Annotated in this window: 30 protein-coding genes; 6 read left to right on the top strand and 24 right to left on the bottom strand. The window is 54.9% G+C overall.

The window, feature by feature from the left end:
- Positions 1-17: 17 nt before the first annotated feature.
- From CHH75_RS06905 to CHH75_RS06895, 3 genes are all read left to right on the top strand, one after another.
- On the top strand, positions 18-1,025 hold the full coding sequence (locus CHH75_RS06905) for a polysaccharide pyruvyl transferase family protein (protein WP_095265790.1): 1,008 nt from the start codon (positions 18-20) through the stop codon (positions 1,023-1,025).
- A 34-nt stretch (positions 1,026-1,059) separates the two neighbouring features.
- Positions 1,060-1,377, top strand: a complete 318-nt coding sequence (locus CHH75_RS06900) for a hypothetical protein (protein WP_230875665.1) — start codon at positions 1,060-1,062, stop codon at positions 1,375-1,377.
- Positions 1,378-1,445: 68 nt separating this feature from the next.
- Complete coding sequence (locus tag CHH75_RS06895) at positions 1,446-1,649, top strand: LSm family protein (protein ID WP_095265791.1); 204 nt, start codon at positions 1,446-1,448, stop codon at positions 1,647-1,649.
- A 108-nt stretch (positions 1,650-1,757) separates the two neighbouring features.
- Here the strand turns inward: CHH75_RS06895 and ftsY are convergent, their stop codons facing one another.
- The 12 genes from ftsY to CHH75_RS06835 all read right to left on the bottom strand — a co-directional run bounded on the left by ftsY (position 1,758) and on the right by CHH75_RS06835 (position 14,324).
- Positions 1,758-2,753, bottom strand: a complete 996-nt coding sequence (gene ftsY, locus CHH75_RS06890) for a signal recognition particle-docking protein FtsY (RefSeq protein ID WP_095265792.1) — start codon at positions 2,751-2,753, stop codon at positions 1,758-1,760.
- Positions 2,754-2,791: 38 nt separating this feature from the next.
- Positions 2,792-6,361, bottom strand: coding sequence for a chromosome segregation protein SMC (smc, locus tag CHH75_RS06885; RefSeq protein ID WP_095397822.1), 3,570 nt, complete (start codon positions 6,359-6,361; stop codon positions 2,792-2,794).
- Between the two features lie 269 nt (positions 6,362-6,630).
- A complete protein-coding gene (gene rnc / locus CHH75_RS06880; RefSeq protein ID WP_095265794.1) occupies positions 6,631-7,329 on the bottom strand; it encodes a ribonuclease III in 699 nt (232 codons plus the stop codon).
- Between the two features lie 12 nt (positions 7,330-7,341).
- Complete coding sequence (gene fabF / locus CHH75_RS06875; protein WP_095397821.1) at positions 7,342-8,580, bottom strand: beta-ketoacyl-ACP synthase II; 1,239 nt, start codon at positions 8,578-8,580, stop codon at positions 7,342-7,344.
- A gap of 151 nt (positions 8,581-8,731) precedes the next feature.
- Positions 8,732-8,965, bottom strand: a complete 234-nt coding sequence (acpP, locus tag CHH75_RS06870; protein ID WP_007132116.1) for an acyl carrier protein — start codon at positions 8,963-8,965, stop codon at positions 8,732-8,734.
- 105 nt (positions 8,966-9,070) lie between these two features.
- A complete protein-coding gene (gene fabG, locus CHH75_RS06865) occupies positions 9,071-9,817 on the bottom strand; it encodes a 3-oxoacyl-[acyl-carrier-protein] reductase (protein ID WP_095265796.1) in 747 nt (248 codons plus the stop codon).
- Between the two features lie 48 nt (positions 9,818-9,865).
- Positions 9,866-10,798, bottom strand: a complete 933-nt coding sequence (fabD, locus tag CHH75_RS06860) for an ACP S-malonyltransferase (RefSeq protein WP_095265797.1) — start codon at positions 10,796-10,798, stop codon at positions 9,866-9,868.
- A 36-nt stretch (positions 10,799-10,834) separates the two neighbouring features.
- Positions 10,835-11,824, bottom strand: coding sequence for a beta-ketoacyl-ACP synthase III (locus CHH75_RS06855; RefSeq protein ID WP_095265798.1), 990 nt, complete (start codon positions 11,822-11,824; stop codon positions 10,835-10,837).
- Positions 11,825-11,832: 8 nt separating this feature from the next.
- Positions 11,833-12,819 (bottom strand): phosphate acyltransferase PlsX, encoded by a 987-nt coding sequence (gene plsX, locus CHH75_RS06850; protein ID WP_095397820.1) that lies wholly within the window; start codon positions 12,817-12,819, stop codon positions 11,833-11,835.
- Complete coding sequence (gene fapR, locus CHH75_RS06845; RefSeq protein WP_095265800.1) at positions 12,816-13,409, bottom strand: transcription factor FapR; 594 nt, start codon at positions 13,407-13,409, stop codon at positions 12,816-12,818. Before fapR ends, plsX begins: the two co-directional genes overlap by 4 nt.
- A gap of 177 nt (positions 13,410-13,586) precedes the next feature.
- On the bottom strand, positions 13,587-13,760 hold the full coding sequence (gene rpmF, locus CHH75_RS06840) for a 50S ribosomal protein L32 (RefSeq protein ID WP_006211382.1): 174 nt from the start codon (positions 13,758-13,760) through the stop codon (positions 13,587-13,589).
- 54 nt (positions 13,761-13,814) lie between these two features.
- The gene (locus CHH75_RS06835; protein ID WP_095265801.1) at positions 13,815-14,324 is read right to left on the bottom strand and encodes a YceD family protein; all 510 of its coding nucleotides are present in this window, start codon (positions 14,322-14,324) and stop codon (positions 13,815-13,817) included.
- Positions 14,325-14,463: 139 nt separating this feature from the next.
- Here CHH75_RS06835 and CHH75_RS06830 point away from each other — a divergent pair, with 139 nt between their 5' ends.
- The gene (locus tag CHH75_RS06830) at positions 14,464-15,699 is read left to right on the top strand and encodes a nucleotidyltransferase (protein WP_095397819.1); all 1,236 of its coding nucleotides are present in this window, start codon (positions 14,464-14,466) and stop codon (positions 15,697-15,699) included.
- Here CHH75_RS06830 and CHH75_RS06825 read toward each other — a convergent pair.
- Complete coding sequence (locus CHH75_RS06825; protein ID WP_095397818.1) at positions 15,689-16,729, bottom strand: SepM family pheromone-processing serine protease; 1,041 nt, start codon at positions 16,727-16,729, stop codon at positions 15,689-15,691. The two genes, CHH75_RS06830 and CHH75_RS06825, sit on opposite strands and share 11 nt — an antisense overlap.
- A 114-nt stretch (positions 16,730-16,843) precedes the next feature.
- On the opposite strand from CHH75_RS06825, the gene CHH75_RS06820 reads away from it, so the two are divergent.
- On the top strand, positions 16,844-18,082 hold the full coding sequence (locus tag CHH75_RS06820; RefSeq protein WP_095265804.1) for a nucleoside recognition domain-containing protein: 1,239 nt from the start codon (positions 16,844-16,846) through the stop codon (positions 18,080-18,082).
- On the opposite strand, the gene coaD is transcribed toward CHH75_RS06820, so the two are convergent.
- From coaD to CHH75_RS06795, 4 genes are all read right to left on the bottom strand, one after another.
- Entirely contained in the window at positions 18,063-18,572 is a 510-nt protein-coding gene (coaD, locus tag CHH75_RS06815; RefSeq protein WP_095265805.1) for a pantetheine-phosphate adenylyltransferase, read from the bottom strand. The genes CHH75_RS06820 and coaD overlap by 20 nt on opposite strands.
- Before the next feature lie 2 nt (positions 18,573-18,574).
- A complete protein-coding gene (gene rsmD, locus CHH75_RS06810) occupies positions 18,575-19,168 on the bottom strand; it encodes a 16S rRNA (guanine(966)-N(2))-methyltransferase RsmD (protein WP_483310920.1) in 594 nt (197 codons plus the stop codon).
- A gap of 424 nt (positions 19,169-19,592) precedes the next feature.
- Complete coding sequence (locus tag CHH75_RS06800) at positions 19,593-19,703, bottom strand: YjcZ family sporulation protein (protein WP_280523039.1); 111 nt, start codon at positions 19,701-19,703, stop codon at positions 19,593-19,595.
- A 143-nt stretch (positions 19,704-19,846) separates the two neighbouring features.
- Positions 19,847-20,098: a helix-turn-helix domain-containing protein gene (locus CHH75_RS06795; RefSeq protein WP_095265808.1), complete on the bottom strand. Its 252-nt coding sequence runs from the start codon at positions 20,096-20,098 to the stop codon at positions 19,847-19,849.
- Positions 20,099-20,309: 211 nt separating this feature from the next.
- Between CHH75_RS06795 and CHH75_RS06790 the strand changes: the two genes are divergently transcribed.
- Positions 20,310-20,963, top strand: a complete 654-nt coding sequence (locus CHH75_RS06790; RefSeq protein WP_255222983.1) for a tetratricopeptide repeat protein — start codon at positions 20,310-20,312, stop codon at positions 20,961-20,963.
- A gap of 166 nt (positions 20,964-21,129) precedes the next feature.
- On the opposite strand, the gene CHH75_RS06785 is transcribed toward CHH75_RS06790, so the two are convergent.
- From CHH75_RS06785 to CHH75_RS06755, 7 genes are all read right to left on the bottom strand, one after another.
- Positions 21,130-21,795, bottom strand: coding sequence for a GDSL-type esterase/lipase family protein (locus CHH75_RS06785; protein ID WP_095397816.1), 666 nt, complete (start codon positions 21,793-21,795; stop codon positions 21,130-21,132).
- A 112-nt stretch (positions 21,796-21,907) separates the two neighbouring features.
- Positions 21,908-22,336, bottom strand: a complete 429-nt coding sequence (locus CHH75_RS06780; protein ID WP_095265811.1) for a GNAT family N-acetyltransferase — start codon at positions 22,334-22,336, stop codon at positions 21,908-21,910.
- A gap of 29 nt (positions 22,337-22,365) precedes the next feature.
- A complete protein-coding gene (locus CHH75_RS06775) occupies positions 22,366-22,815 on the bottom strand; it encodes a MarR family winged helix-turn-helix transcriptional regulator (RefSeq protein WP_095265812.1) in 450 nt (149 codons plus the stop codon).
- Positions 22,816-22,919: 104 nt separating this feature from the next.
- Entirely contained in the window at positions 22,920-23,597 is a 678-nt protein-coding gene (gene rpiA / locus CHH75_RS06770; RefSeq protein ID WP_176475491.1) for a ribose-5-phosphate isomerase RpiA, read from the bottom strand.
- Between the two features lie 108 nt (positions 23,598-23,705).
- Positions 23,706-24,275, bottom strand: a complete 570-nt coding sequence (locus CHH75_RS06765) for an O-acetyl-ADP-ribose deacetylase (protein ID WP_095265814.1) — start codon at positions 24,273-24,275, stop codon at positions 23,706-23,708.
- A gap of 78 nt (positions 24,276-24,353) precedes the next feature.
- Positions 24,354-24,782: a hypothetical protein gene (locus tag CHH75_RS06760; RefSeq protein WP_095397814.1), complete on the bottom strand. Its 429-nt coding sequence runs from the start codon at positions 24,780-24,782 to the stop codon at positions 24,354-24,356.
- An 80-nt stretch (positions 24,783-24,862) separates the two neighbouring features.
- Entirely contained in the window at positions 24,863-25,486 is a 624-nt protein-coding gene (locus CHH75_RS06755) for a TraX family protein (RefSeq protein WP_095397813.1), read from the bottom strand.
- Between the last annotated feature and the right edge of the window lie 103 nt (positions 25,487-25,589).

Raw genomic sequence — 25,589 nt, 5'->3', positions numbered from 1 at the left:
CAAGGAGGTGAGACGATATGCACATTGCAGCCAGCGGATATTATGGCATGGGGAATTTCGGCGATGACCTGTTCCTGCATACGTTTCGGCAGCTTTTCCATGGGCATCATGTATACCCGTGGCAAGCCAAGCTGGACCCGGACCAAGCCGACGCGGTCATTATCGGTGGCGGCGATTTGATCACGCCGTATTCCTTTAACCGCTACTACTTCCCGTCCCCCCTGCAAGGACGGCCGACGTGGGTGTACGGCGTAGGCATCGTCGACGCCTATCCCGAGCATACCTGGCCCGAGCGTGAGGTGGCCGCTTACCGGGAATATATATCCAAGGCTAAACGAGCCGTCTTCCGGGATTCACAGTCAGCCGATATCGCCGCCAGGGCGAAGCTGCACCTCCAGCCGGAGGTAGCCCCCGATATTGTGTTCGGTTATCGCGAACCGCAAATTCCGGTAAGACGCTTCTCCCATCGGCCCACGATCGGCGTGGTCGTGTTCTCGTATGATTCCTTTCCGATGGACAATATGACCCAGCTGCTCGCCCATCTATCAGCTCAAGGCTATCATGTGGTGCTCATCCCGGTTATCCACCACCCCGGCAATGCTTTTGCCGATTACAGCACCTGTCTTCAGCTTCAGCAAAATGTCAAAAAATATGCGCCTGCTGCCTCCATCGAGACACTCCCGAATCTTGCGGATACCGAGCTGACCTATTGTATGATCCAATCGGTAGATTACTTGATATCCTTCAAGCTCCACCCTTCCCTGGCCGCCCTTCGGGCAGGCGTTCCGGTACTGGCTCTAAGCACGATGGGAAAGGTGCGGAACCTGCTCGGTTCGCTTGAACTCGGCTCTTATTTCACCCCTTATGATCTCCCGCTGGAAGTGCTGATAGAGAAAGCCGAGCACTTTCTGAAAGCTGCCCCGGCCGATGTGGAGCGGGCGCTGCCGTTAATCCGGGCAGCAGAGAACCGCAGCCGGGAAGCGCTGCAGATGCTGAGAGAGCAGATGGAAGGCAGCTTTGGTTGATAATGACAGCGATTAGCCAGAAAGGAGTATGATTATGTGCTTTCTTTTTCATGGACGACTTCTGTCCCGCATCAAATCTCTATCAAGACAGGTGGAGCTGCTTAGCAGCCAGACCGGTGATTTGACGCAGCGGGTGGAGCAGCTTGAGAGCCAGCTGCGCACAGGACTGATTCTGAATCCGGAACTGACCCGTTTTTTTGAAGTCAGAACCGGCCAGCAAGTAAGGGTGAATACGACCTTTGTCACACTGGAAGGCATCGTGCTCGCAACGGCAGAGGACGGCGTTCAGCTTCGCGAATCGTCAGGCGATATCGTGCTGATTCCGTTTGCCAGCATCACGTCGGTCCAGTGACAGGGTTAAGCGGTGCGTAACCCAACGAATCCGAACGTAATCGTTTCATAAAAGGAGGCAAAATCAGTATGAGTTACACAGATTGGCTTCGGGGTTTTGTCGGTTCCGAAACAGAGGTAGCTGTATCCGGGGACGTGATCATCGGCACGCTGACCGAAGTAAACGACACCACGATCATCCTGAATGTGCCGCCGGTCATTTACGGCCCGCCTACGGACACAGCTGTCATCCCGCTGCAGGCCATTGAATTCGTACGGATCGTGTCCTCATAATATCGGGATCCTATCCTGTTTAAAGCAAAAGCGCAAGCCAGGGGCTGTCTATCGCCCGCTGCTTGCGCTTTTTGTATATCGTGTAATGGGGTTGAAGACCGGGGCTGCCTATGCCTCGGCATTCGTTTCTTCTTCCTTGATCAAGCCGGCAAACAAAGCATGAACGAACTGCTCCGAATCAAACGGCTGCAGATCCTCCTTCTTCTCTCCGAGCCCCACCAGCTTCACCGGGAGATCCAGCTCCTGACGAATCGCGATCACGATGCCGCCCTTGGCTGTACCGTCCAGCTTGGTCAGCACGAGTCCGGTGACTCCGCTCTTCTCCCCGAACAATTTGGCCTGGCTCAGCGCATTTTGCCCTGTCGTTGCATCCAGCACCATCAACACCTCATGCGGCGCACTCGGAATTTCACGCTGGATGACCCGGAAAATTTTGTTAAGCTCCTCCATCAGATTCGTTTTGTTCTGGAGGCGTCCAGCCGTATCGCACAGCAGCACATCGACCTGACGCTGCTTCGCCGCCTGCACCGCATCAAACATAACAGCCGCCGGATCGGAGCCAGGCTGCTGCTTGATCACTTCCACACCTACGCGCTCGCCCCAAACCTCAAGCTGTTCAATCGCGCCCGCGCGGAAGGTATCCCCTGCCGCCAGCAGCACTTTCTTGCCTTCCTGCTTGTAACGGTGAGCCAATTTCCCGATCGTTGTCGTTTTGCCGACACCGTTAACGCCGACGAACAGAATGACAGTAATGCCATCCGGATTGCTGCGCAGCTCGCTGCTGCTGTCATCCCGGAGCAGATCCATCAGCTTCTCGGACAGCACGGGCTGAAGATCAGCAGCGTCCTCGATCCGGCGCTTTCTCACTTCATCGCGCAGCTCGTCCATCAGATTCATCACGGTGTTGACGCCCACGTCCGCCCCGATCAGAATTTCCTCCAGCTCCTCGTAGAACTCCTCATCAATCTTCTTGCGGCGAATTACGAGGTCGGACACCTTCTCGATGAAACCTTTGCGTGTCTTCTCCAGTCCGTCGCGGAACTGTTTTGTGACGGTTTCCGTTTTGCTAGAAATGCTTTCTTTTAACTTTTTGAAAAAGCTCATAGGCTCCCTCCATGTTCCTCTATATTTATATCACGCCGTCAGGCGATCTCTGCTTCTTCATTCTCCAGTTTAACCGATACGAGCTTGGATACGCCGCCTTCCTCCATCGTGACCCCATACAGGACATCGGCTTCTTCCATCGTGCCTTTGCGGTGGGTGACCACGATAAACTGCGTTTGCTCCGAGAATTCGCGTAAATACTGGGCAAAACGGACGACGTTCGCCTCGTCCAGGGCCGCCTCCACCTCATCGAGCACGCAGAACGGCACCGGCTTGACCTGCAGGATTGAGAACAGCAGCGCCATCGCCGTCAACGCCCGCTCACCGCCGGACAGCAGCTGCAGATTCTGCAGCTTCTTCCCTGGCGGCTGAGCAACGATATCGATGCCTGTCTCCAGCAGATGATCCGGATCATTCAGGATCAGATCCGCCCGTCCGCCGCCGAACAGCTTGCTGAACACCGTTCCGAATTCATGACGGATCGCATCAAAGGTTCCTTTGAAGCGCTTGGACATTTCGTCATCCATTTCCTTGATCACCTGGTACAGCGTCGTTTTTGCCTCCACCAGGTCGGCCTTCTGCTCGCTCAGGAACTGATAGCGCTCGTTCACCCGCTGGTATTCCTCAATCGCCCCCAGATTGACTTCGCCCAGGGAGGAAATGGAACGCTTAAGGTCCCGCACCTCATTCTGCGCCGCCGGCACATCCTCCGGCACCGGATAGCGCTGTTTCGCCAGCTCATAGCTCAGCTCGTATTCCTCGCTCAGCTTTCTCAGGATGTTCTCAAGCTCAACATCAAGCCGGTTTACGCTAATTTCGGTTTGCCGGAGCTGGTCGTCCACCGCTCTCAGCTGGGTACGCTGCTCCTTCGTCTCGCTCTCCGCCAGCTCCAGCTTGCGGCTGAGGGACGCCCGGGATGCCCGCTTGAATTCCAGCTGCTGCGCAGCCTCTTCCTTCCGCAGCTTGTAGGTGTTCAGCTCCTCAATCTGCTTGACGTTCTCCGCCTCGTTCTGCTCCAAATCAGCCTGAACGGAAGCGAGCAGCGTCCGATTCTGCTGCTGCTCCTTCTCATGATTGTTCACATCGGAGCGCAGCCGCTTCAGCTGGTCTTCCAGCGAGAACTTCTCCTGGTCCAGCTTGCCCTCGCGAACCTTCAGCTGGGTCAGCTGGCCCTGCAGCTCTTCCTTCGCCGATTCATTGGCTTTGCGGGCAAACTCGGCAGCCTGAATCGCCTGCTGGGTCGCCTTCTCTTCCTCCTCCAGCTTCAGCAGCTGCTCCTCTGCTTTGACGCGGCTTTCCTGAATTTCCTTGGCCTCCAGCTCGAAGCTGCTCTTCTCGGCCCCGGCCAGTTCCGCCTGCTCTGTAACATGGCGCAGTTCATGCTCCAGCTGCTTGAGATCGCCAGCTGCCTGCTGCTCTTCCAGCCGCTTGTCATCCCCAGCCTTGCGAAGCTCGTCCAGCTTGTCCTGCGACGCGGTCATCTGCGAACGCACCTGCTCAATTCCTTTGCGAAGCTTGTCCAGCTGCTTCTCGGTTTCTTGGATCTCCTGATCGAGCTGGTCCAGCTGGCGTTTACGCCCGAGCAGATTGTTGTTTTTCTTATGCTGGCTGCCCCCGGTCATGGAACCGCCTGCATTAACCACATCTCCCTCGAGCGTAACGACGCGGAAACGGTAGGAGAAGCGCGCTGCAATCCGGTTCGCCTGCTCCAGCGTCTCGGCAATGACCACATTGCCGAGCAGGCTGCCTACAATGTTGCTATATTTCGGATCATACTGCACCAATTCCGAACCAAATCCGATGAATCCAGCTTCCCCTTCGGCAAGCGAACGGTCGGAAGCCGATACGGTCCGCGGCCGGATCACATCCAGCGGCAGGAACGTGGCACGGCCCAGCTGACGCTGCTTCAGGAAAGAGATCGCCTGGCGCGATACAGCCTCGTTATCCATAACGATATGCTGAACGGAAGCGCCAAGCGCGGTTTCCATCGCAAGCTCCAGCTTCTCGGGAACGCGAATCAGCTCCGCCACCGCGCCGTGGACACCATGGAGTACCGATTTGCGCGCGGCCTTGAGCACTTCCTTGACGCCCAGCATAAACCCGTCAAAGTCGTCCTGCAGCTCCTTCATCGTATCGCGGCGGGAAATCTGCGCCTCCCGCTTCTGCTCCCATTTGCGCAGCGTTCCCTGCGTCTCCTCCAGCAGCTTCTGCAAGGACTGATAACGTTCGCTCTCGGTAATGTAGGCGCCGCGAAGCTCCGCAATCTCCTTGCCGAAGCGCTCCACACGGCGAGCAATATCCTCCTTGCGGCGCAGCAGTTCCTCCTTCTGGCTTTCCCATTTCCCGGATTCCTCCTGGGCCCGGTTCATCCGCCGCTCCAGCGCCTCCTGCTGCTGATCCGCATATCGTATTTCGTTGCGAGCTTGAGCCATCCGGTTCATCAGCTCAAGCAAATTGCCCTTCAGGCTCTCTTCCTGCTGCTGGCTGATGCCCCCGGTTACACCGACCAGCTTCGCTTCCTCGGCCGAGAGCTGATCTCTCACCTGGGCCAGCTCCTGCTGCAGCTCCTGCAGCTTGCTTTCCATCGCGGCCAGCTCCTGCTGACGCTCGGTCAAGCGGGAATCGCCGGTGTTCAAACTCTGCTCCAGCTGCTCTTTCGTGCGCTCCAGATTCCGGCGCCGCTCCTTCAGCACCTCGCCATATCCCTCGCTCTTCTCGAAAAGCTCGCTGTACTGCAGCAGCTCGTTCTGGATCTGTTCAATCTCCGTCTCTAGCTGCCGCAGCGCTGAGCGGTCGCTCTCCAGCTTCGCGTCATGCGCCGACACGACGGTTGAGAGCGCCAGCTGTTCCTCTTTCAGCTTCTCCAGCTTCGCACTCTCTTCGCTCCAGGAGGAGTGAATCTGTTCGATCTGGTGCACATACAAGGAGATTTCCTTGTGCTTCAACTGTTCCCGAAGCTCCTTGTAGCGAATCGCCTTCTCGGACTGATCCTTCAGCGGTCCGATCTGGTCCTCAAGCTCGGTGACCAGGTCATGAATCCGCAGCAGATTCTGCTCGGTCTCCTCCAGCTTGCGGACCGACTCCTTCTTGCGTGATTTATATTTAACTATGCCGGAGGCTTCCTCGAAGATGCCGCGGCGATCCTCCGAACGGGTGCTTAAAATCTCTTCAATCCGGCCTTGTCCAATGATGGAATATGCCTCTTTGCCTATCCCGGTGTCCATGAACAGCTCGGTAATGTCCTTCAGCCTGCAGGACTGCTTGTTAATAAAATATTCGCTGTCGCCGCTGCGATGGACGCGTCTTGTCACTGTCACTTCATTGAAATCAAGCGGCAGCGCATGATCCTCGTTGTCCAGCGTCAGCGACACCTCGCCGTAATTGACCGCCTTGCGGGCGTCACTGCCGGCGAAGATGATGTCCTCCATCTTGCCTCCGCGGAGGGACTTGGCGCTCTGCTCCCCCAGCACCCAGCGGATGCCGTCGGAGATATTGCTCTTGCCGCTGCCGTTCGGGCCAACCACGGCCGTGATTCCCCGAACAAACTCCATCTCGGTTTTGTCGGCAAACGATTTAAATCCCGCTAATTCGATCCGTTTCAAAAACATATTCCAGCACTCACCTCTTCCGATATTGTACCACAAGTAGAAGCGGCTTCACTTCCTAGTTCCTATATCGTTCATCTAACCCGAACCTATGAATTTAGCCATACGCTTCCTTCATATCCAGCTTCTTCGGAACCGCCGGCCCAATATCGGTTTCATCTATTTACTATTTATCGCCAGACAACGAAAAGAGCAAAAAACAGTCACTCTCAAGGTCCGGTAATCCGCCTGACTGCTCTTTGCTCTTTGTTTGTCCTTCACCATAGCGAAGCTTAGGCATCCGCACGTTTCAGCCGCTTCAGCGCTAACGCCGCTGCCTGCTGCTCGGCTTCTTTCTTGGACCTGCCGCTGCCGCGTCCAAGGCAATCGCTTCCCATGTAAACCTCCGAGACAAACTCCCGCTCATGTGCCGGTCCTCGCTCCTCGACAATACGATACTCCAGTGCGCCCATGCCGTGATGCTGCGTTAATTCCTGAAGCTCGGTCTTGTAATCGCTCATCTGCGGCCGACCGTTGACGGTCACCGAAGGAAAGACGTGTTCGCTCAGAAACTGGCGAACCGCATCCAACCCCTGATCCAGATATAGCGCACCCACAAAGGATTCAAATACATCGGCCAGAAGGGCCGGGCGGGTTCTGCCGCCCGTCATCTCCTCGCCCTTGCCAAGAAGAACATATCGACCAAAGTCCAGACCGACGGCAAACTGAACCAGTGAAGGCTCGCATACAATAGCAGCTCTCAGCTTCGTTAATTCGCCCTCCGGCCGATCCGGATAAAGGTTGTACAAAAATTCGCTGACCGTCAGCTCAAGCACGGCGTCGCCAAGAAATTCGAGACGCTCGTTATCCTGATTCTGACTATAGCGATGTTCATTGACATACGATGCGTGGGTAAAGGCCTGCTTCAGCAGCATTGCATTGCGAAACCGGATTTGAAGTTTGTGCTGTAACTGCTTCAGATCTCCACTCAACACACTTTCCCCTTACTCGGCGTATTTTTTTAGAATAATCGTTGCATTGTGACCGCCAAAGCCAAATGAATTGGACATCGTAATGTTCAGCTCGGCTTTCCGCGGCTTGTTCGGAACATAATCCAGATCACATTCCGGATCCTGATTCTCCAGGTTGATCGTCGGTGCAATCATCTGATGCTTCAAGCTGAGTCCGCAAATGACCGCTTCCACACCGCCGGCTGCGCCGAGCAAATGCCCGGTCATCGACTTGGTCGAGCTGACCGCTACCTTGTAGGCATGATCCCCGAGCGCCGTCTTGATAGCACGGGTCTCGGAACGGTCACCGACCGGCGTTGACGTGCCGTGAGCGTTAATATAGTTCACTTCCTCCGGCGCGATGCCGGCATCGCGAATTGCCATCTTCATGCAGCGCGCTGCTCCGTCCGGATCAGGCTCTGTAATATGATAAGCATCTGCGCTCAGTCCATAGCCTGCAACCTCGGCGTAGATGGTCGCTCCCCGCTTCAATGCATGCTCCAGCGATTCTAGCACGAGCACGCCCGCTCCTTCACCCATGACGAACCCGTCGCGACCGGTGTCAAACGGCCGGCTCGCTTTCTCCGGCTCATCGTTGCGGGTCGACATGGCCCGCATGGCGCAGAAGCCAGCCATACCCGTCGGACGGATGGTCGCCTCCGCTCCTCCGCAAATCATGACATCGGCATCTCCGCGCTGAATAAGGCGGAATGAATCCCCGATGGAATGCGTGCCTGTCGCACAAGCCGTCACTTGTGTCGTGTTCGGGCCTTTGGCTCCCAGGTTAATCGACATCTGGCCGGAAGCCATATTGGCAATCATCATCGGGATGAAGAAAGGGCTTACCCGTTTCGGGCCTTTCTCCAGCAAAATGTTATGCTGATCCTCCCAGGTTCCGAGTCCTCCGATCCCTGATCCGATCGATACGCCCACGCGCTCGGCATCGACATTCTCACCGATCTTCAGCCCGCTGTCCTCCAGCGCCTTCACACCGGCAGCCACCGCCAGCTGGACGAACCGGTCCATCTTGCGTGCTTCCTTACGATCCATATATTCTTCAGGATTGAAATCCTTCATTTCTGCAGCGATCTGGGTCGTATATTCGCTGACATCAAACGATTCAATGCGCGATACGCCCGACTTGCCTTCCATCAAATGATTCCAAAAGGTATCCAGGTCCTGACCTAAGGAGGTCATGACCCCCATTCCTGTTATGACCACTCGTTGCTTCAAATCAAGCTCACCTCTATGTGGACTGTCTATGATCTGCGGCTGAACAGCCGCAGATAAAGACAGCAATAATCTATCATTTGCTGCAATTGGATATGCAGTTGAAATGTGGAGAAGTCCCGCCTTGCTAAAGAACGGGACTTACTGTTAAGACTTAGGTATGAGATTGTATGTAGTTTACAACTTCACCTACGGTCGTAATTTTCTCCGCATCTTCATCAGAGATCTCCATATCAAACTCATCTTCCAATTCCATTACCAATTCAACTACGTCGAGAGAATCAGCTCCAAGGTCATCTTTGAAAGATGCTTCTAGTGTTACGTCGGCTTCGTCTACACCCAGGCGGTCGACAACGATGCGTTTCACGCGTTCCAGTACATCGGACATCCGGCTCACCTCCTCTTGGTAATTATACGAGATATGATTTCAAAATGCCATAGAATGCATTTGAAATCGATAGTACAGCTTTCGCCATGTATAAGTCTTCCTAGATTACATATACATGCCGCCGTCTACATGAAGAACTTGCCCTGTCATGTAGGCTGCTCCGGAGGATGCCAGAAATGCGACTACCTTGGCCACTTCCTCAGGCTCGCCCAGGCGGGCGAGCGGGATGCCGCCAAGCAGCTGCTCTCTCATCTCCTCCGGGAGCTCGCGGGTCATATCGGTGTCGATAAAGCCCGGAGCTACGGCGTTCACCGTAATCCCCCGGGACGCCAGCTCTCTGGCAGCCGACTTCGTCAGGCCAATGACGCCGGCCTTGGCAGCGACATAGTTCGCCTGGCCGGGATTTCCGAGCGCCCCGACGACGGAGGAAATGTTGATGATACGGCCGTAACGCTGCTTCATCATCGGACGGGTTACCGCCTTGAGACAATTAAACACGCCCTTGAGATTCGTCTCGATCACCTGATCGAATTCCTCTTCCTTCATGCGCATGATTAAATTGTCCCGGGTAATCCCCGCATTATTCACCAGAATATCAATTCGACCAAAAGCGTCCAATACCTGCTTGATCAATTCATCCGCTTCCACAGTCTGGCCGACGTTCGCTTTCAGGGCGACGGCCTCGACGCCCTTGGCGCGGATCTCCTCAACCACCTGAGCTGCAGCCGCTTCGCTTCCGGCGTAATTCACCGCCACATTCGCTCCAAGATCGGCCAGCGCCAGCGCGATGCTCCGCCCGATGCCGCGTGAAGCTCCTGTCACGAGTGCAGTTTGTCCTTTCAACTCGTTCATGCTGCTCCTCCTCTCCGGCGTTTGTTATTTCATCCAGTCTGTCCATTTTTAAGCAAGTGATGCCAACTTGTCAATGCCCTCAAGACTATTTATTTGAATCGTGCTGACCGACTTGTCGATTTTCTTGATCAGTCCGCCAAGCACATTGCCTGGGCCAATCTCAACAAACGTGTCCACGCCCTGGCTGATCATCCACTCCACGCTGTCCTGCCACAGCACAGGGGAATACACCTGCTCGACCAGCAGATCGCGAATCGCACCTGCCTCGGTAACCGGACGTGCAGTCACGTTGGCCACAACCGGTACAGCCGCTTCTTGGAAGGAGGCTTCCTTCAGCTTATGTGCCAGCCGGTCCGCCGCTTCCTTCATGAGCGACGAATGGAACGGCCCGCTGACTTCAAGCGGGATCGCCCGCTTGCCGCCCGCTTCCTTCACTCGTTCCGAAGCCGCTGCCACCCCTTCGGCTGTCCCGGAAATGACGATTTGCCCCGGGCAGTTCATATTGGCAAGTTCCACCAGCTGTCCGGCATCCGATATGCTGCGGCACAGGCCCGCCAGCGCTTCCCGGTCTGCACCGAGAACCGCCGCCATCGCGCCGCGGCCGCCTGGAACGGCAGCTTCCATATATTCTCCTCTTGCTCTGACAATCGCTACAGCTTCCTCAAAAGTCAGTACACCTGCACAGACGAGAGCGCTGTATTCGCCCAGGCTGTGTCCGGCTACATAATCGGGGTTCAGCCCCTTGGCACGGAAAGCCTCCAGATAAGCGATGCTGGTCGTTAACAATGCAGGCTGGGTATTGGCGGTCTGCTTCAGATCCTGCTCCGGCCCCTCGAAAATGATCGAGCTGAGCGAGAAGCCAAGCTTCTCATCCGCCGTTTCAAAAATGTGACGGGAAGAGGGAACCGCATCAAATGCGTCCTTCCCCATTCCAACAGACTGCGCGCCCTGCCCCGGAAAAATAAAAGCTGTTTTTCCCAAGTGTACAGCCCCTCTCTTCACCATTATCGTTATGATTTACCAAACTAATACCGATGCGCCCCAAGTCAAGCCACCGCCGAAGCCGACCATCAGCACGGTGTCGCCTTCTTTAATGCGACCGGTCTCCTGGGCTTCCACAAGCGCAAGCGGAACCGACGCGGCCGAGGTGTTGGCGTATCTGTCCACATTGATGACCACCTTGTCCTCCGGAAGTTCCAGGCGCTCCATGGCGGAATTAATAATCCGAATATTTGCCTGATGCGGTATGAACAGGTCGATATCCTTTTTATCCACGCCTGCCTTCGACAGCACCTTCTCCGTCGCGGTGCCCATCACACGGACGGCAAACTTGAACACTTCGCGGCCATTCATGTAGATGTAATGCTTCTTGCTTTCCAGCGTCTCCACAGACGCCGGCAGCCTGGAGCCGCCCGCTTCGATATACAGATGGGCCCCGCCGGCGCCCTCAGCTCCAAGATCAAACGCTTTGAAGCCGCGTCCTTCCGGCACCTCGCCCACAATCACCGCTCCAGCACCGTCACCAAACAGCACGCAGGTGTTGCGGTCCGTATAATCGGTAATCCGGGACAAGCAATCCGCACCGATCACTAGCGCATTGTTATACATTCCCGTCTGCACAAAATTCGTTGCTGTCGCAAGGCCGTACACAAAGCCCGAGCATGCGGCCGAAAGATCAAAGGCCGCCGCCTTTTTCGCGCCCAGACGGTCCTGAATCAGACAGGCAGTGGAAGGGAAAGCCATATCCGGCGTGATCGTCGCTACGATAATCAGGTCCAGATCCTCCGCAGACATGCCGGCCGACTCCAGCGCATTCAGCGCTGCTTTGTAAGCCAGGTCGGAGGTCGCTTCATCCGGTGCGGCAATGTGCCGCTCGCGGATCCCCGTCCGGGATACGATCCATTCGTCGCTCGTATCTACAATCTTCTCCAGATCCTGATTGGTCAAAATTTTCTCAGGTACATATTTGCCGGTGCCGATAATGCCAACCGAACGCAATTTGTTCATTTCCTCACTCACTTCCCGCTGATTTCATTCGATATGCTCTCAACAAGCTTGCTTGACACTGCGATTCTCGCTTGCCGCACCGCGTTCTTGATGGCGCCGGCGTCCGAAGAGCCGTGACCCTTCACAACCAGGCCCGAGAGCCCAAGCAGCGGCGCGCCGCCATGCTCCTTATAATCAAGCGTGGACTTCAGGCTGCGAAGCTGGGGCATCATAAGCGCCGCAGCCAGCTTCGTTTTGAGCGACTGGGAGAACTGCTCCTTCAGCAGGGAGAACAGTGCTCCTGCCGTGCCCTCGATCGCCTTAAGCAAGATGTTGCCCGCAAACCCGTCGCATACGAGCACATCGCATACGCCATCCATCACATCCCGCGCCTCTACATTTCCGACGAAATGAATCGGCAGCTGTTCAAGCAGCGGATACGCCTGCTTGGTCAGCTCATTGCCTTTGCCTGGCTCGGTTCCGACATTCAGCAGCCCTACCCGGGGCTTCGCGATGCCGTGCACCTTCTCCCGATACAGGCTTCCCATAAGCGCAAATTGCTGCAGATGCTCCGGCTTGGAATCCATGTTCGCACCCAGATCAAGCGCCAGCACGCCCTTGCCGTCAAGCGTTGGGATGATCGGAGCCAGCGCAGGCCGCTCGATCCCCTTCATCCGCCCGACAACGAGCAGCCCGGTCGTCATCAGCGCGCCCGTATTGCCAGCCGAAATCATGGCGCTGGCCTCTCCGTCACGAACCATCCTGCCGGCCACGACCATCGAGGAATCCTTCTTTCTGCGAACAGCCTTTACCGGCTCGTCCTCCGCCTCAATGACCTCGCTGGCATGGACTACGGACAGATTCGACGGACGATCCGTCAGCAAAGCCTCGATCTGCTGCTGGTCTCCTACAAGCACAATCTCGATATCCTGCCATTCCCGGGCAGCCGACAAAGCACCCTCCACATTGCTGCGGGGAGCGTTGTCACCGCCCATAGCGTCAATGACTATCTTCATTGCCGTCTTCCTCCTTCATTGATGTCAGTGCCTTCCGATCGATAAATGATGAAGTTCCCCTGGAACACCATTTCATCGGCGACATAAGTGAACACCTCGACCTTGGCCTTCCCCTTCAGTTCCGGACTGGAACGAACATAAGCCTTGGCAATGCACTTCTCTCCGAGATGAACCTGTCTCAAAAACCGGATATCCGCCGAGGAGGTCAGGGCGATTTCATCATTAATGACGGCAACAGCCAAGGAATTAGCCTGTGCAAAAACATAATGTCCGCGCGCGATCCGGGTTTTGCTGAACACATGCTCTTCACGAATCTCGAATATGGATATACCGCTCTTGTCCAATTGCAAATCGACGACATCTCCGATCACTTCCTCCAGCGACAGGGAGCGAACCTGATCGAAGGAATGTTCGGCCATCTGCTTCATCCGTTCACGAAGCTCGGGAATGCCAAGCTCCATCCGGTCAAGGCGGATCGTCTGTATGCTAACTTTAAGCTGGCGAGTCAACTCACGGTCTGTTACAAAGGGATTCTCGTCGATCAGCTGGAGCAGCCGCTGGTGACGGTCTTTTTTCGATAAACGGTCGATGACGAAACAACTCCTTCTAGCCGTAATATAATCGCCGTGCTTATGATTTATGTATGATTAGGCGCAAATATTAGAACCTGGTACTAAAATATAAGTATAAAGGATATCCCGTCAAAAAGAAAGTAGAGCTGCAAAAAAAATAGCACCTCACCAAAGATGAAGTACTACTTATAAAAATTATTGTTTGATAATCTCTCTTGCTTTATACGTTCCGCACACTTTGCATACGCGGTGAGCAAGCTTCAATTCTCCGCACTGCTCGCATTTCACCATTCCTGGCACCGCCAGTTTAAAGTGAGTACGACGTTTGTCACGACGTGTTTTGGACGTTCTGCGTTGAGGTACTGCCATGTTCCCACCTCCTTAATCAGGTCAACCCGCATTCACGGGGCTGTTACTCCATTATCATTTAAAAAAGTCCTTCAGCCCAGCCAGCCTCGGGTCGATCACTTCCGTATCGCAATTGCAGGAGCCTTCGTTCAGGTCTTTGCCACAGCTTGGACAAAGCCCCTTGCAGTCCGCGCTGCAAACCGGAGCTAGCGGTAGATGGAGAAGGAACGCTTCCTCTACATACGGGGTGAGATCCACACTCTCGCCTGTCACATATATAGTATCATCGTCATCAGCCTGAACAGCTTCAGGGTCCTCCACCGGCTGGAATACTTCATGAAAAGGGATGTCCAGATGTTCGCTGACCGGCTTCAAGCAACGGGAGCATTTCAGCTCCAGGCCGCCATGCAATCGTCCGCGAACCTCCACCGAGCCTGCGACGGATGGCTTCGCCATCAGCTCAACCTCAAGCGGCTGAACGGACGCGATATCCTTCCGGCCTTTGACGGCACGGCTTACATCCACGGTTTGATGGAACTGTAACGGGTGATCGCTGGTTGTCAATTTTCGAAATTGAATAAGCATATCCATCACTCCAAACAAACAAAAATTATTATACCGATTCCGTCAGACTTTTGTCAACACCGATCGGTGGTTGTCGCAACGTTATTTTTGCAGTAACCCCTGCAATTTATGATATATTTTTAGCAAGGAGTTGTCGTCTATGAAAACCGTTGGCATTGTTGTTGAATATAATCCGCTGCATAACGGGCATGTCCTGCATTATGAACGATCCAAAGCGCTTACCGGCGCGGACGCCGTTGTAGCCGTCATGAGCGGCCCGTTCCTGCAGCGGGGCGAGCCCGCCATCGCCAGCAAGCGGGCCCGAGCTGAAATGGCGCTCCGCATGGGAGCCGATCTCGTCATCGAGCTCCCCGTTGCCTATGCGGTGCAGCCTGCGGAATGGTTCGCCCACGGGGCCGTTGCTTTGCTTGCTGGCACCGGCGTCGTGGACAGCCTCTGCTTCGGCTCCGAAAGCGGCACGCTGGAGCAGCTGCTTCCGCTCGCCAGGCTGCTGGCCCGCGAGACGGAACAGCTGCAGGCCGAAATGGCGAACAGGCTGCAGCAGGGAGACAATTTCCCTGCCGCATATGCCGCGGCCGCGGCGGCTGTGTTCGCTCAAGGCGAACATGATGCCGAATCACTCAGGCAGATGCTCGCCAGGCCGAACAACTCGCTTGGGCTGCATTACCTGATCGCCTTGGAGCGTCTTAAGGCAAGCATCAAGCCCTACACCATCCCGAGGGAGAGTGCCCAGTATCACGATCAGGTACCCGGGTCAGCTTCCATCGCCAGCGCAACGGCGATCCGCAGGCTGATTCTGACCGAAGGCCTCCAGGCCGTTTCTCCTTATATACCCGAATATACCCTCGATATTCTCGAACGGGAGATGGAGAACGGACAAGCGCCTATGCACTGGGAGCGATTCCGTCAGCCGCTGCTGCAAACCTTGCTCACCCGCGGTCCGCAGCAGCTGGAGACGCTGCATGAAGTAACCGAGGGCCTGGAATTCCGCATTCGGCGCCAGCTGCCCCGTCTGGCCGAGCCGACCGTTGAGGCACTGCTGGACGCCCTGAAAACGAAGCGCTACACGCGCACCAAGCTTCAGCGCATGCTCGTCCATGTCATGCTGAATCATGGCAAAGCCCGGATGAGCCGTTCCGCTCTAGCCGAGGGCCCCGGCTATCTTCGCATCCTCGGCTTCTCTTCCACTGGCAGAGCGCTGCTGAAGCGAATGAAAAAGACGGCCTCACTTCCGGTTGTCATGAAGCCGTCCGCTTTCGAGCATCCTCAGCTTGATCTGGATCTGCGCGCCGCCGCCGTGTATGCGGCAGGCTGCCCGCAGCCCCTGCTGGAACAGCTGTACAGCGATCACCTGCTGCCGCCGGTTACGATTTAGGCGGCAGCCCCTCCAGGTAATCGACCGCCTCCTGCAGCCGGTCCACAGGGACCAGTTCCATCGTGGTGCCGATCCGGTCAGCTCGCTGCTTCGCCTCATCATAATTTTTGCTCGGGACGAGGAAGATATCCGCCCCGCGCCGGTCTGCAGCCACGACTTTATGCTTCACGCCTCCGATAGGTCCCACATTCCCGTCTTTGTCAATCGTGCCCGTGCCGGCCACGAGATAGCCCTTGGTCAAGTCACCTTGAGTCAGCTGGTTGTAAATCTCCAGCGTAAAGATCAGACCCGCTGACGGACCGCCGATATTCGTGTCGGCAAAGTGCACGATATACTCGGGGCTTTCCGGTTCCACCTTCTGCATCGTGGCGATCATCACCCCAAGACCCGGACGCTCCGCTCCCGTGTTGCTGTCCTGAATCGCCACAAGGGGAACCTCGCCGCTTACCTTTTTCCCCTTGCGCTCCAGTTCAACCTGAACCCGGTCGCCAACCTTCTTCCCCTTCAACAGCGCCATCAGCCGTTCATTATCGGTTGCCGGATCGCCGTCCACAGACAGCAGCTTATCACCCGGCCGAAAGAAATCCTTGTTCTCCGCATGATCCGGGATCGACAGCACAAACACATACTCAGGCTCGATCGTGTAATCGATGTCCGCCTCGCCGTATGCCGCCTCCATCGCGGCCGACTGGGATGAGTTCATATAGTATACCTGGGTCGCCGTATATTCTTCCCTGCTCTGGTCCCCCATTCGCTCCGCTTTCTGGACAACCTCGGCGTTAGGGTTGAATGCGGACATCATCAGCAGCCAAATATTCGCATAAGTCGCTGACACCGTGGTCATCATGAAGGTTCCCTCTTCTTCGGGATCGCCCTGCTCCACGCTGATCATGGGGCGAACCTCCTGCGCGCTTCCAGGCTGATAGATAAGATACGGCGTCGGCATATACACGACAACATAGAGCATAATTCCGACCACCAGCAGGTATAAAACAACTTTTAAACCACTTGTTTTTACTGTCTTATTCATGATCCATTCTTCCCTTTCGCCTTAAATCGCTCCGGTTCCATCGAGGATGGTCTGATGATTGTCCCCTTCGCATAAAGTTGTACTAGCTATGTTTACGTGGAAAGGAGAACCCTTATGAATAAAGCCGACGCTGCCGCGCCCGCATCCAGAATGCGAAACACCGTATTGCTCGGAGCCGCTGCCTTCCTCCTGATCCTGGCCGTGGTCAGCGATCCGGAGTCCGCCTTCCAGGCTTCCATGCAAGGATTGAAGCTGTGGTGGAATATCGTATTCCCGGCCCTGCTGCCCTTTCTTGTCCTGGTCGAAATCCTGACCGCTTACGGCTGGGCTCATGGCATCGGCGTGCTGATGGAACCGGTGATGAAAAAAGTGTTCAAGCTCCCGGCTTCTGGCGGCTGGGCGCTGATCACCGGCATGACAGCCGGGTACCCTGCCGGGGCCCACACCGCCGCCAGAATGCATGCGCAAGGGGAGATCGGGCTGAGGGAAGCCGGTCACCTCGCCTCATTGTCGCATTTCTGCAATCCGGTTACGATTGTTATCGTGATCGGCACCGGACTGCTGCACCAGCCGTCCGCAGGCTATGTGCTGCTGATCGTTCACTGGCTGGCCGGAGGGCTGGCCGCCTGGACGCTCGGCTTGTTCCGGCGTGAAGACGCCGGCCCGGCCCGGCCCGGCGATGATCAACGCAGCCGCCTTATGAGAGCCGCTGCCAAGGATAGCGCCCAACCTGCGAGGCCGCTGCTGAAGCGAGCCGCTGCCGCAGCAGTTGCGGCCCGGGAGCGCGATGGGCGCAGCTTCGGTCGGCTGCTCGGCGATTCGGTCACCGCATCCGTTCAGACACTGATGATGATCGGCGGCTATATTCTCATATTCGCCGTGCTTGCCCATGTTCTGGGCCGCTATCTGCTGCCTTATTTGCCGGACTATGCCGCTTCCGGCCTGCTTGAAATGCATCTTGGCGCCAACGATATCCGCTTATCGACGGGGGCATCCGGGACGCTTCAGCTTGCCCTGCTATCGGCCATCCTGGGCTGGAGCGGCATCAGTGCCCATCTACAAAGCCTCTCCCTTCTAAAGGGATCAGGAGGGCTGTGGAAGCGTTTTGTCCTGCAGCGGCTTGTCCATTCCCTGTATGCCTTCATGCTCATGCTTGCCTTTGCCATTCCCGTCGGCAAATTCATCTCGCCGATCTGGCCCGCCTTCCGGACCGAGCCGTACGATGCTGGGCCCGAGTTTGTATTCTCCTTGTGGAAGGATTGGCCCGGCCTGCTGCAGGCCCAAGCCGCCATGGTCGTCACCCTCGTCATTCTGTTCGGGATGATCTCCCGCTTTATTTCCCGTCGCCGCTGAATTTTCGCCGCAGCGCGGCATCCACCTCAGGGCTGACAAGGTCGGTCGTGTCGCCGTTGAAATGCGCGATTTCCTTCACCAGGCTTGAGCTGAGGAACGAATACTTCGGATGGGTCATCATGAAGATCGTTTCCGCCTCCGGATTCAGCTTGTGATTGGTGGAAGCCAGCTGCAGCTCATACTCGAAGTCGGTTACCGTACGAATGCCCCGGACGATCACCTGGGCATTCTTCTGTCTTATGTAATTCGCAAGCAAATCGCGGAAGCTGTCGATTTCGACATTCGGAAGATGCTCGGTCGCCTGACGCAACAGCTCTGTGCGTTCCTCCACCGTAAACAGCGGATTTTTGCTCAAATTGTTAAGCACGGCCACAATCAACAGATCAAACTGCTTCGAGGCGCGAGTAATAATATCCATATGCCCCATCGTTACAGGGTCGAAGCTGCCGGGATACACGGCAACACGGTATGCTTTCTGCGGTTCTGCCATCTCTAGTTATCCTCCTCAACAGGGTCCGAATGTTCTTCCTGGTTCTCTTTGTATCGGTAAATGGACACTGCGGTATCTCCATACTCTGCTTTTCGAAGACAGCGAAATGTTTCGAAATCTCCAGGATACGTATGCGATGATTCATATTCCAGCACAACCAGCGCCTCATCTCGCAGCAGGCCTCGCGCCGCCATATCCAGCATCAGCTCGTCCCCGTTCTTCATCCGGTACGGCGGGTCCAGAAACACCAGATCAAAGCTGGCGCTGCGTTTGGCTAATGCTTTCAGCGCCCGTCCCGCATCATTGCGATATACTTCTGCGCTGTCCTCGAGCCGGCAGGACTTCAGGTTCTCCTTCACCGTCTCGATGCTCTTTGACTCGGAATCAATAAAAACAGCACGATCCATCCCCCGGCTCAGCGCCTCGATTCCGAGCCCGCCCGTACCGGCGAACAGATCGAGCACGGTGCCACCCTCGAAGTAGGGGCCGATCATACTGAATATCGCTTCCTTCACTTTATCCGTCGTCGGACGGGTGCTCATGCCTGGAACGCTTTTGAGCGGCCGGCCTTTGGCACTACCCGATATTACTCTCACAACTGCACTCACCCGTTTCATCTTCTTTAGGCTGCATGTCAATTAAGACATGGGTCGTGATTATCGTATCACAATCCCACCTTATATGAAAAACGAAACCTGGTTCAACCCATTTTTTTATATGCTGGACGTATATTTCCTTGCCGGACGGGCATCCTTGAAGTATCGACATCAATGAATGTCGTAGACAACCGCGGAGAAGACTTACGTTTCCCCATAAGCTCTTCGTCCGGTTTCTCCTCTCCCATGATGGGCGTCCCGCGAGGGGCGCCCGGACAAAAGCCCTTGTAGACAGCAGTGTCTACGAGGGCTTTTGTTTTTATGGCAGTAAAAAAGACCCTGCCCTTCACTGGGCAAGGTCATCTACATGTCATTGGTCACATGCGTAATGGTATTTGTTATTTGTTATTCAAGAAAGAATGGATTAGATAAAGGCGCGAGTAATTATCACCAACAAGATAAACAATACCAGGATGCCACCAATGCCGTAACCAAAACCGCCGCCGTAACCATAACCTCCAGCTACTCCGCTCACATAAATCCCTCCTTTTCTGAACATACCACATACTATGTCGTTTCTGTCAGGAAGGACTAGGCCAATGCCTTTTCTTTCGCGATTTGATGAATTAGCCCCTTCATGCGCGACGGAGGAGAAAGGCGCTCGGCGGATCGAAGCCGTTACGCCTCCTCTGGAGTATCCTCGTCATTCATCTCTATGCCGGCCGACTCGGTGCTTCGTCTGCGGCGATCAATCAAGCCTTCCTCGCCGTGTTCGCGATATTTCCTCATCCACACCTTCAAGCGTCCGATATCCGAAATTTGCAAGGCGGAAGCTACCTCTTTCTTGGTCATGCCCTCCAGACGCATGGCGACTGCCTTTTTCTTTGTTTCGAAGCTGTAATAATGAAAAATCTGCCCTTTTTTCGCCATGAATATCACCTCTTAGTAACTATATCGGCAACGATCAGCGGCTTTTCAAGACCTGATGCACGAGCCGTCTGTACAGCGGGCAATGGGGGAGATGTGACCCGAACCGGACAAACATTCTTTCGCTTTACGCCCAGAATATGGTATCCTATACTGTGGCTTTATAAGATCATTGATTTGAAAATGGGGGATAGCATTGGGGAAATTTATAGGCTTGGTTATATTATGGCAAATTTTAGGAAATCCCATTGCAGCGATCTTGGTGCTGCTTGTTATTTTGTATCTGCTTGACCGGCGCTTTATCGGCTTGTCACCGAGCATCACCCGTCCAATAAAGCGGCTGCGCAACATATCCAATCTCCGAAAGGTCATTGCGGCAAGCCCGAGCGACGTATCCTCAAGACATGAGCTTGCACGCCTCCTTCTCGAACGGAAGAAGTATAGTGAAGCGCTGCAGCTGCTTGAATCGATTAAGGACAGCAGCGAGGAATCAGCTGAATACTGGGACGATCTCGGAACGGCGCGTCTATTCACCGGCGATATCCCAAATGGCGAACAGGATATTCTGCGCGGGCTTAGCCTGAATTCACGCGTTAAATACGGACGGCCCTATCTGAGACTGGCCGAAGCATACCGCACACGAGATAAGGACAAGGCGCTCCACTATCTGGAACAGTTCCACGACATTCACTCTTCCTCCAGCGAAGCTTACTACCTGCTCGGTTCCATGTACCGGACGCTTGGAAGAGAGGATGACGCCAAAAAATCATTCAAGGAATCGCTGCAGGTTTACCGGGCGCTTCCCAAATATAAAAGACGCCAGGAACGCAGATGGGCGTTAAAGAGCTACTTCCGCTCCATCGCTTAACGGCGGCCGCATCCGGCAGCAGCCGCCTCGCTTGCTCCAAGAGACTTTTACATTCACAAATCGAAGGGTGCCCGAAAGGTCCAGGACCTGAATCGGACACCCTTTTGTATAGAACATTTTTTGTATGAACATAGCAACATGTTAGCTTCTCTCCTAATCCCCGTCACTAACCGAAAGGCTTGTACCCGAGCCGGTCCAGCTGCAGGGCAATGACGCGATAACCACTCCCGTTCGGATGAATGCCGTCGATGGACAGCAGCTCCCGCTCCCTGCCTGCAAACAGAGAATATACGTCAGCCACCCGGAAATAATCATGCTCCATCGCGAACAGAAACCGATTGAACCTGACCACATATTCGACAGCCTCAGACCAAGCGGGATAAGGGTTGTACAAGCCTATGACCCGCATATAATACAACTTGCCTTCGGCAGACTTGAGCCGCTGAATTTTCCCGATGATCTCCGCGACGTGATGCTGGCAGCGATACAAGGCCGCATCCAGCACCTCCCTTGTCGGGCGGCCGCCGCTCGACTTGACCGCCCGGATCAGATCATTGCCGCCGATGGAGAGCGTAATGATCTGCGCCTGCTGCAGGTGATAGCGAAAAGCCGCAGCTTGCATGAGCCGCTCATTTAGCTCCTTCGCGGTCAATCCGTTGATGCCCAGATTTTCATGTGCGACAAACCGCTTCAGCTTCACCTCGGCCATGCGGCGGTATAACGAAACAAAACCGCTGCCGGGCATTGCACCAAACCCAAAGGTTAGGGAATCACCGACAGCGGTATAATGGTACACCACAAACTTCACCCCCGTTCCACTCGGTAGTAACATCTTATGTAGATGCCCCCCGATCGGAAACCGAGCTTCGTCTATCCGCATATTGCCACAACAGGCAGTTAAGATATGGAAGCGAAAAGTGTAGCCGAGATTAGCAGCGATTCATTCACTCGCCTGGCTCCTCGACATCATAGACGCATCGGAACCGTTCTACACCGGGATACGTTTCGCCAAGGCTGTATACTTCAAAACCGAGGCTGCGATAAAAACCGAGCGCCTCTTCATCTGTTTCAGCCACGACCTGCTCGGCCTGATGATGCAGCAGCAGCTCCAGGATCATGCCCCGGCCATAATCTTTGCCCCGATTCTCCGGAATCACCGCGATATGATGAATCGTCAGCACCTTCTCCTTCAGACTGCAGCCGATCACGCCTATGATCAGCCCTTCCTCTTCATATCCATACAGCTTGTTCTTCTCCGAGTTCCGGTAGAAGTCCACAGCCTGGTCGACCGCGTCCGGGTCGGATAAAACCGCATAGCCGAGCAGCTCGCGAATCTCAAGCTGGTTCACTCGGGAAGTTATATCTTTCAGCATTGTTCCAGTCTCCTATCTTTCAATTCCTGTTACAGCAGGTCCTGCGCACTGCGTCCCAGCTTGCGAAGCAAGTGGGCAGCCTGGGCCTTCTCCTCGTCGGTCAAGCCGCTGACCGCCCGGGCCATCCGTTCTTTATGTTCTGGGAATATGCGTTCAAACAGCTCCCGTCCCTCCGCCGTCAGCTCTGCATAAATTACACGGCGGTCCTCTTCGGACGAGCGGCGCACGAGCAGATTTTTCTTCTGCAGCTTGTCTACGACATATGTAATATTCCCGCTGGAGATCAGCACCTTCTCGCCGATCTTCTGCAGCGGCTGTGGTCCTTTATGATACAGCACATCCAGCACGCCAAACTCGGTGGAGTTCAGTCCATGACTGTTAATACTCCGATTGGAATGCGTCATGACGGCGTTAAAGGATCTGGCCAGAACGACCAGTAAGTATAAAGGCAAATCTTCATGCTCTCGAGTATCTGACATACTTCACCCTCCGAAAGATATCAATGTATTTAGGTTAATGAACGCAGGTTGAACTGTCAAATCCATTCTATAATGGCAATCTGTGCTCCTCGTCCATAATCGCTTCAGGAGGAGCGCATCAGGGTTTGAATGGAGCCGTCGCTGCAGCCGATAACCGCCATGTCCGCCATGCTGATAAACAAGCCATGCTCCACGACGCCCGGAATGCGCTGCAGCTCATGCGCCAGCTCTTCCGGTGCATCGATTACACCAAAGCTGCAGTCGGCAATATAATTGCCGTTATCCGTTCTGTACAGGTCGCCTTGACCATCCAGGCGCAGCTTCACATCGGCGCCCAGAGCCTCCAGCGAGCGGACCGTCCATTCCTTGGCAAACGTCACCACTTCAACCGGAAGTGGAAATCCACCCAGCCGGGGCACCCGTTTAGACTCATCCGCGATAATGATGAGCCGCTTGCTGTTGTATGCGGTCATTTTCTCTCGCAGAAGGGCCCCGCCGCCCCCTTTGATCAACCGCAGCCGATCATCCAGTTCATCAGCACCATCTATGGTGATATCAAGCTGCCGAGCCTGCTCAATCGGCACCAGCGGAATGCCAAGCTCACGCGCCAGCTGTTCCGACGCTTGCGACGTGGCGACCGCCTCGATCGACAGACCGGATCTTACTCTCTCGCCGATGGTGACAATGGCATAGTACGCGGTCGAACCGGTGCCAAGACCGACCTTCATCCCGTTCTGTATGAATCCGGCGGCATGCTCTGCTGCGATTCGCTTCATATTCATACTGTCCATCATAAGCGGACATCTCCTTTATGTCGCCCGCGAACCGGGAGCTGCCGCTTACGCTGCAGCTCCCGGTTCACCGAATCGAATCATTATCATACCTGTGTATTAACTGGCCCGCTCTTCAGCATAACGCTGGAGCCACTCGACATACAATTGTTCATTCTCCGGGGAAAAACATACGAAATCAATGCGCTCCAGCCGGAGATCCGGTCGCTCCTCTTCAAGCCAGGTTGTGACCGCCTTCAAGGCGACGTCGCAGGCAGGGCCTTTCGGATAGCCATAGATCCCGGTGCTGATATTCGGAAAAGCAATGCTTCTTGCCTCGACCTCAACGGCCAGCTGCAAGCTGTTTCTATAGCAATCCGCTAAAGTTTCTTCCTCCCGGCGACCGCCGCCTTCCCAAATTGGGCCAACGGTATGGATGACATGCTTGGCCCGGAGCTTGCCAGCGCAAGTAATGACAGCATGACCCGGAGGGCATCCGCCTTTGCTCTTGCGGATCTCCATGCACTCTTCCATGATGGATGGGCCGCCGGCTTGATGAATAGCTCCATCCACCCCTTCTCCGCCCAAGAGACCTGAATTGGCTGCGTTGACAATAATGTCGCCCGCCCACGTCGTAATATCGCCGATAAAGACGGAGACCGATGTCCTTCCGATCCTAAACGTGTTCATTCGGAATTTCTCCTTTCGGTCTTTTATTGTTTATTACCCCGGAAGAAGCCTCCTTGACCCTATCGCTATAATATCGGCTTAGCCATGCATTTCTTTCCCGCGCGATGCAGCGGACAGTCGTTCAGTAACGCGCTGCTCCTCCTCGTCCCGCATCGATCCGGGTTCTGTTCGGAAAGACAGGAAGCTCCCGTTCTTCAGCGAGGCCTCAAGATGGCGCTTAAAAACATCGGCGGCTTCGCTCAGCTTCAGCTCCGGCTCACCGCTATGTATTCGGCACAGGCAGACCTGCATGGAAGCGCCGCCCTCCCGGTATTCCATCACCGCCACTGGCGCCAAGTTCCGCGCGTCTTCTCCCGTGAATGACCGCGTCATATACACCGTATAGGACGCCGCCTGTACCGGCTCGCTTCTATACTTCTTCTCGCCAATGAGCCTTGAATTCAGGTATACGATATACCCTGCTGTGCCCATCAATAATAGGAATGCAGCCAATGCTACATACAGCATCTGACGATCGCTCCTTCATCGTTGTATTTTTTTGAAACTGACATGGTGTCTGTTATATGAGCTGCATCGTATGCATCCCCTCACATGATGTATCTTGCCAGGGCGATGAGCACCAGATGCAGCGGGTAGAAGGAACGCCAGACCCAGCGGCTGACCTGCATTGACTCCAGTCGCTTCCAGAACTCCGGACCGTAGGCGATCACAACGGTGGGCAGCACACTCCACATCTGCATCTCCCAATTGTTCAGCAGCCAGAACAACAGGTTGAGCATAATATGACACGGCACGAGCCAGGCTGATGAGGCATATCGGAAAATAAGAATCAACAGCAAGCCATATGCGCCATAGTCAAAAGGAAGATCATTCATCACCACACAGGCAGCAATAACGAGGATGACCGACAGGATCGCCGACTCCGACCGATCAAGCAAATACAAGATGACCGCCCCGACAAACAAGGTAACCACCACATTTAACCCATATGGATCAAGCGCCAGCTGGTACGGAATTTGCGAAATTACCGCGATCACCGCTAGGCGCATCATATAACGCGGTCTTGATGAAGTATGAAAGTGCCCCTGCACCAGTGCATAGACATAGATCGGAAAAGCGATGCGACCGATCACTCTCCACATCTCCTGATCCGGAAAAAACACAAGACCGATGTGATCAATCAGCATCGTAATCATCGCGATCCACTGCATACGCTTCCCTCCTCTCTTTATGTACTCCGCCCTTATTCCTGAAGGAAGGAATTTCGTCGCTATTCTCATTATCCGGCGCTTTTACATGATGTGCAAGTTTTAA

The sequence above is a fragment of the Paenibacillus sp. 7541 genome (assembly GCF_002276395.1).
GTDB lineage: Bacteria > Bacillota > Bacilli > Paenibacillales > Paenibacillaceae > Paenibacillus_AQ > Paenibacillus_AQ campinasensis.
Note: the sequence above shows the minus strand (reverse complement) of the source record. Positions and strands in the feature narration are given on the sequence as shown.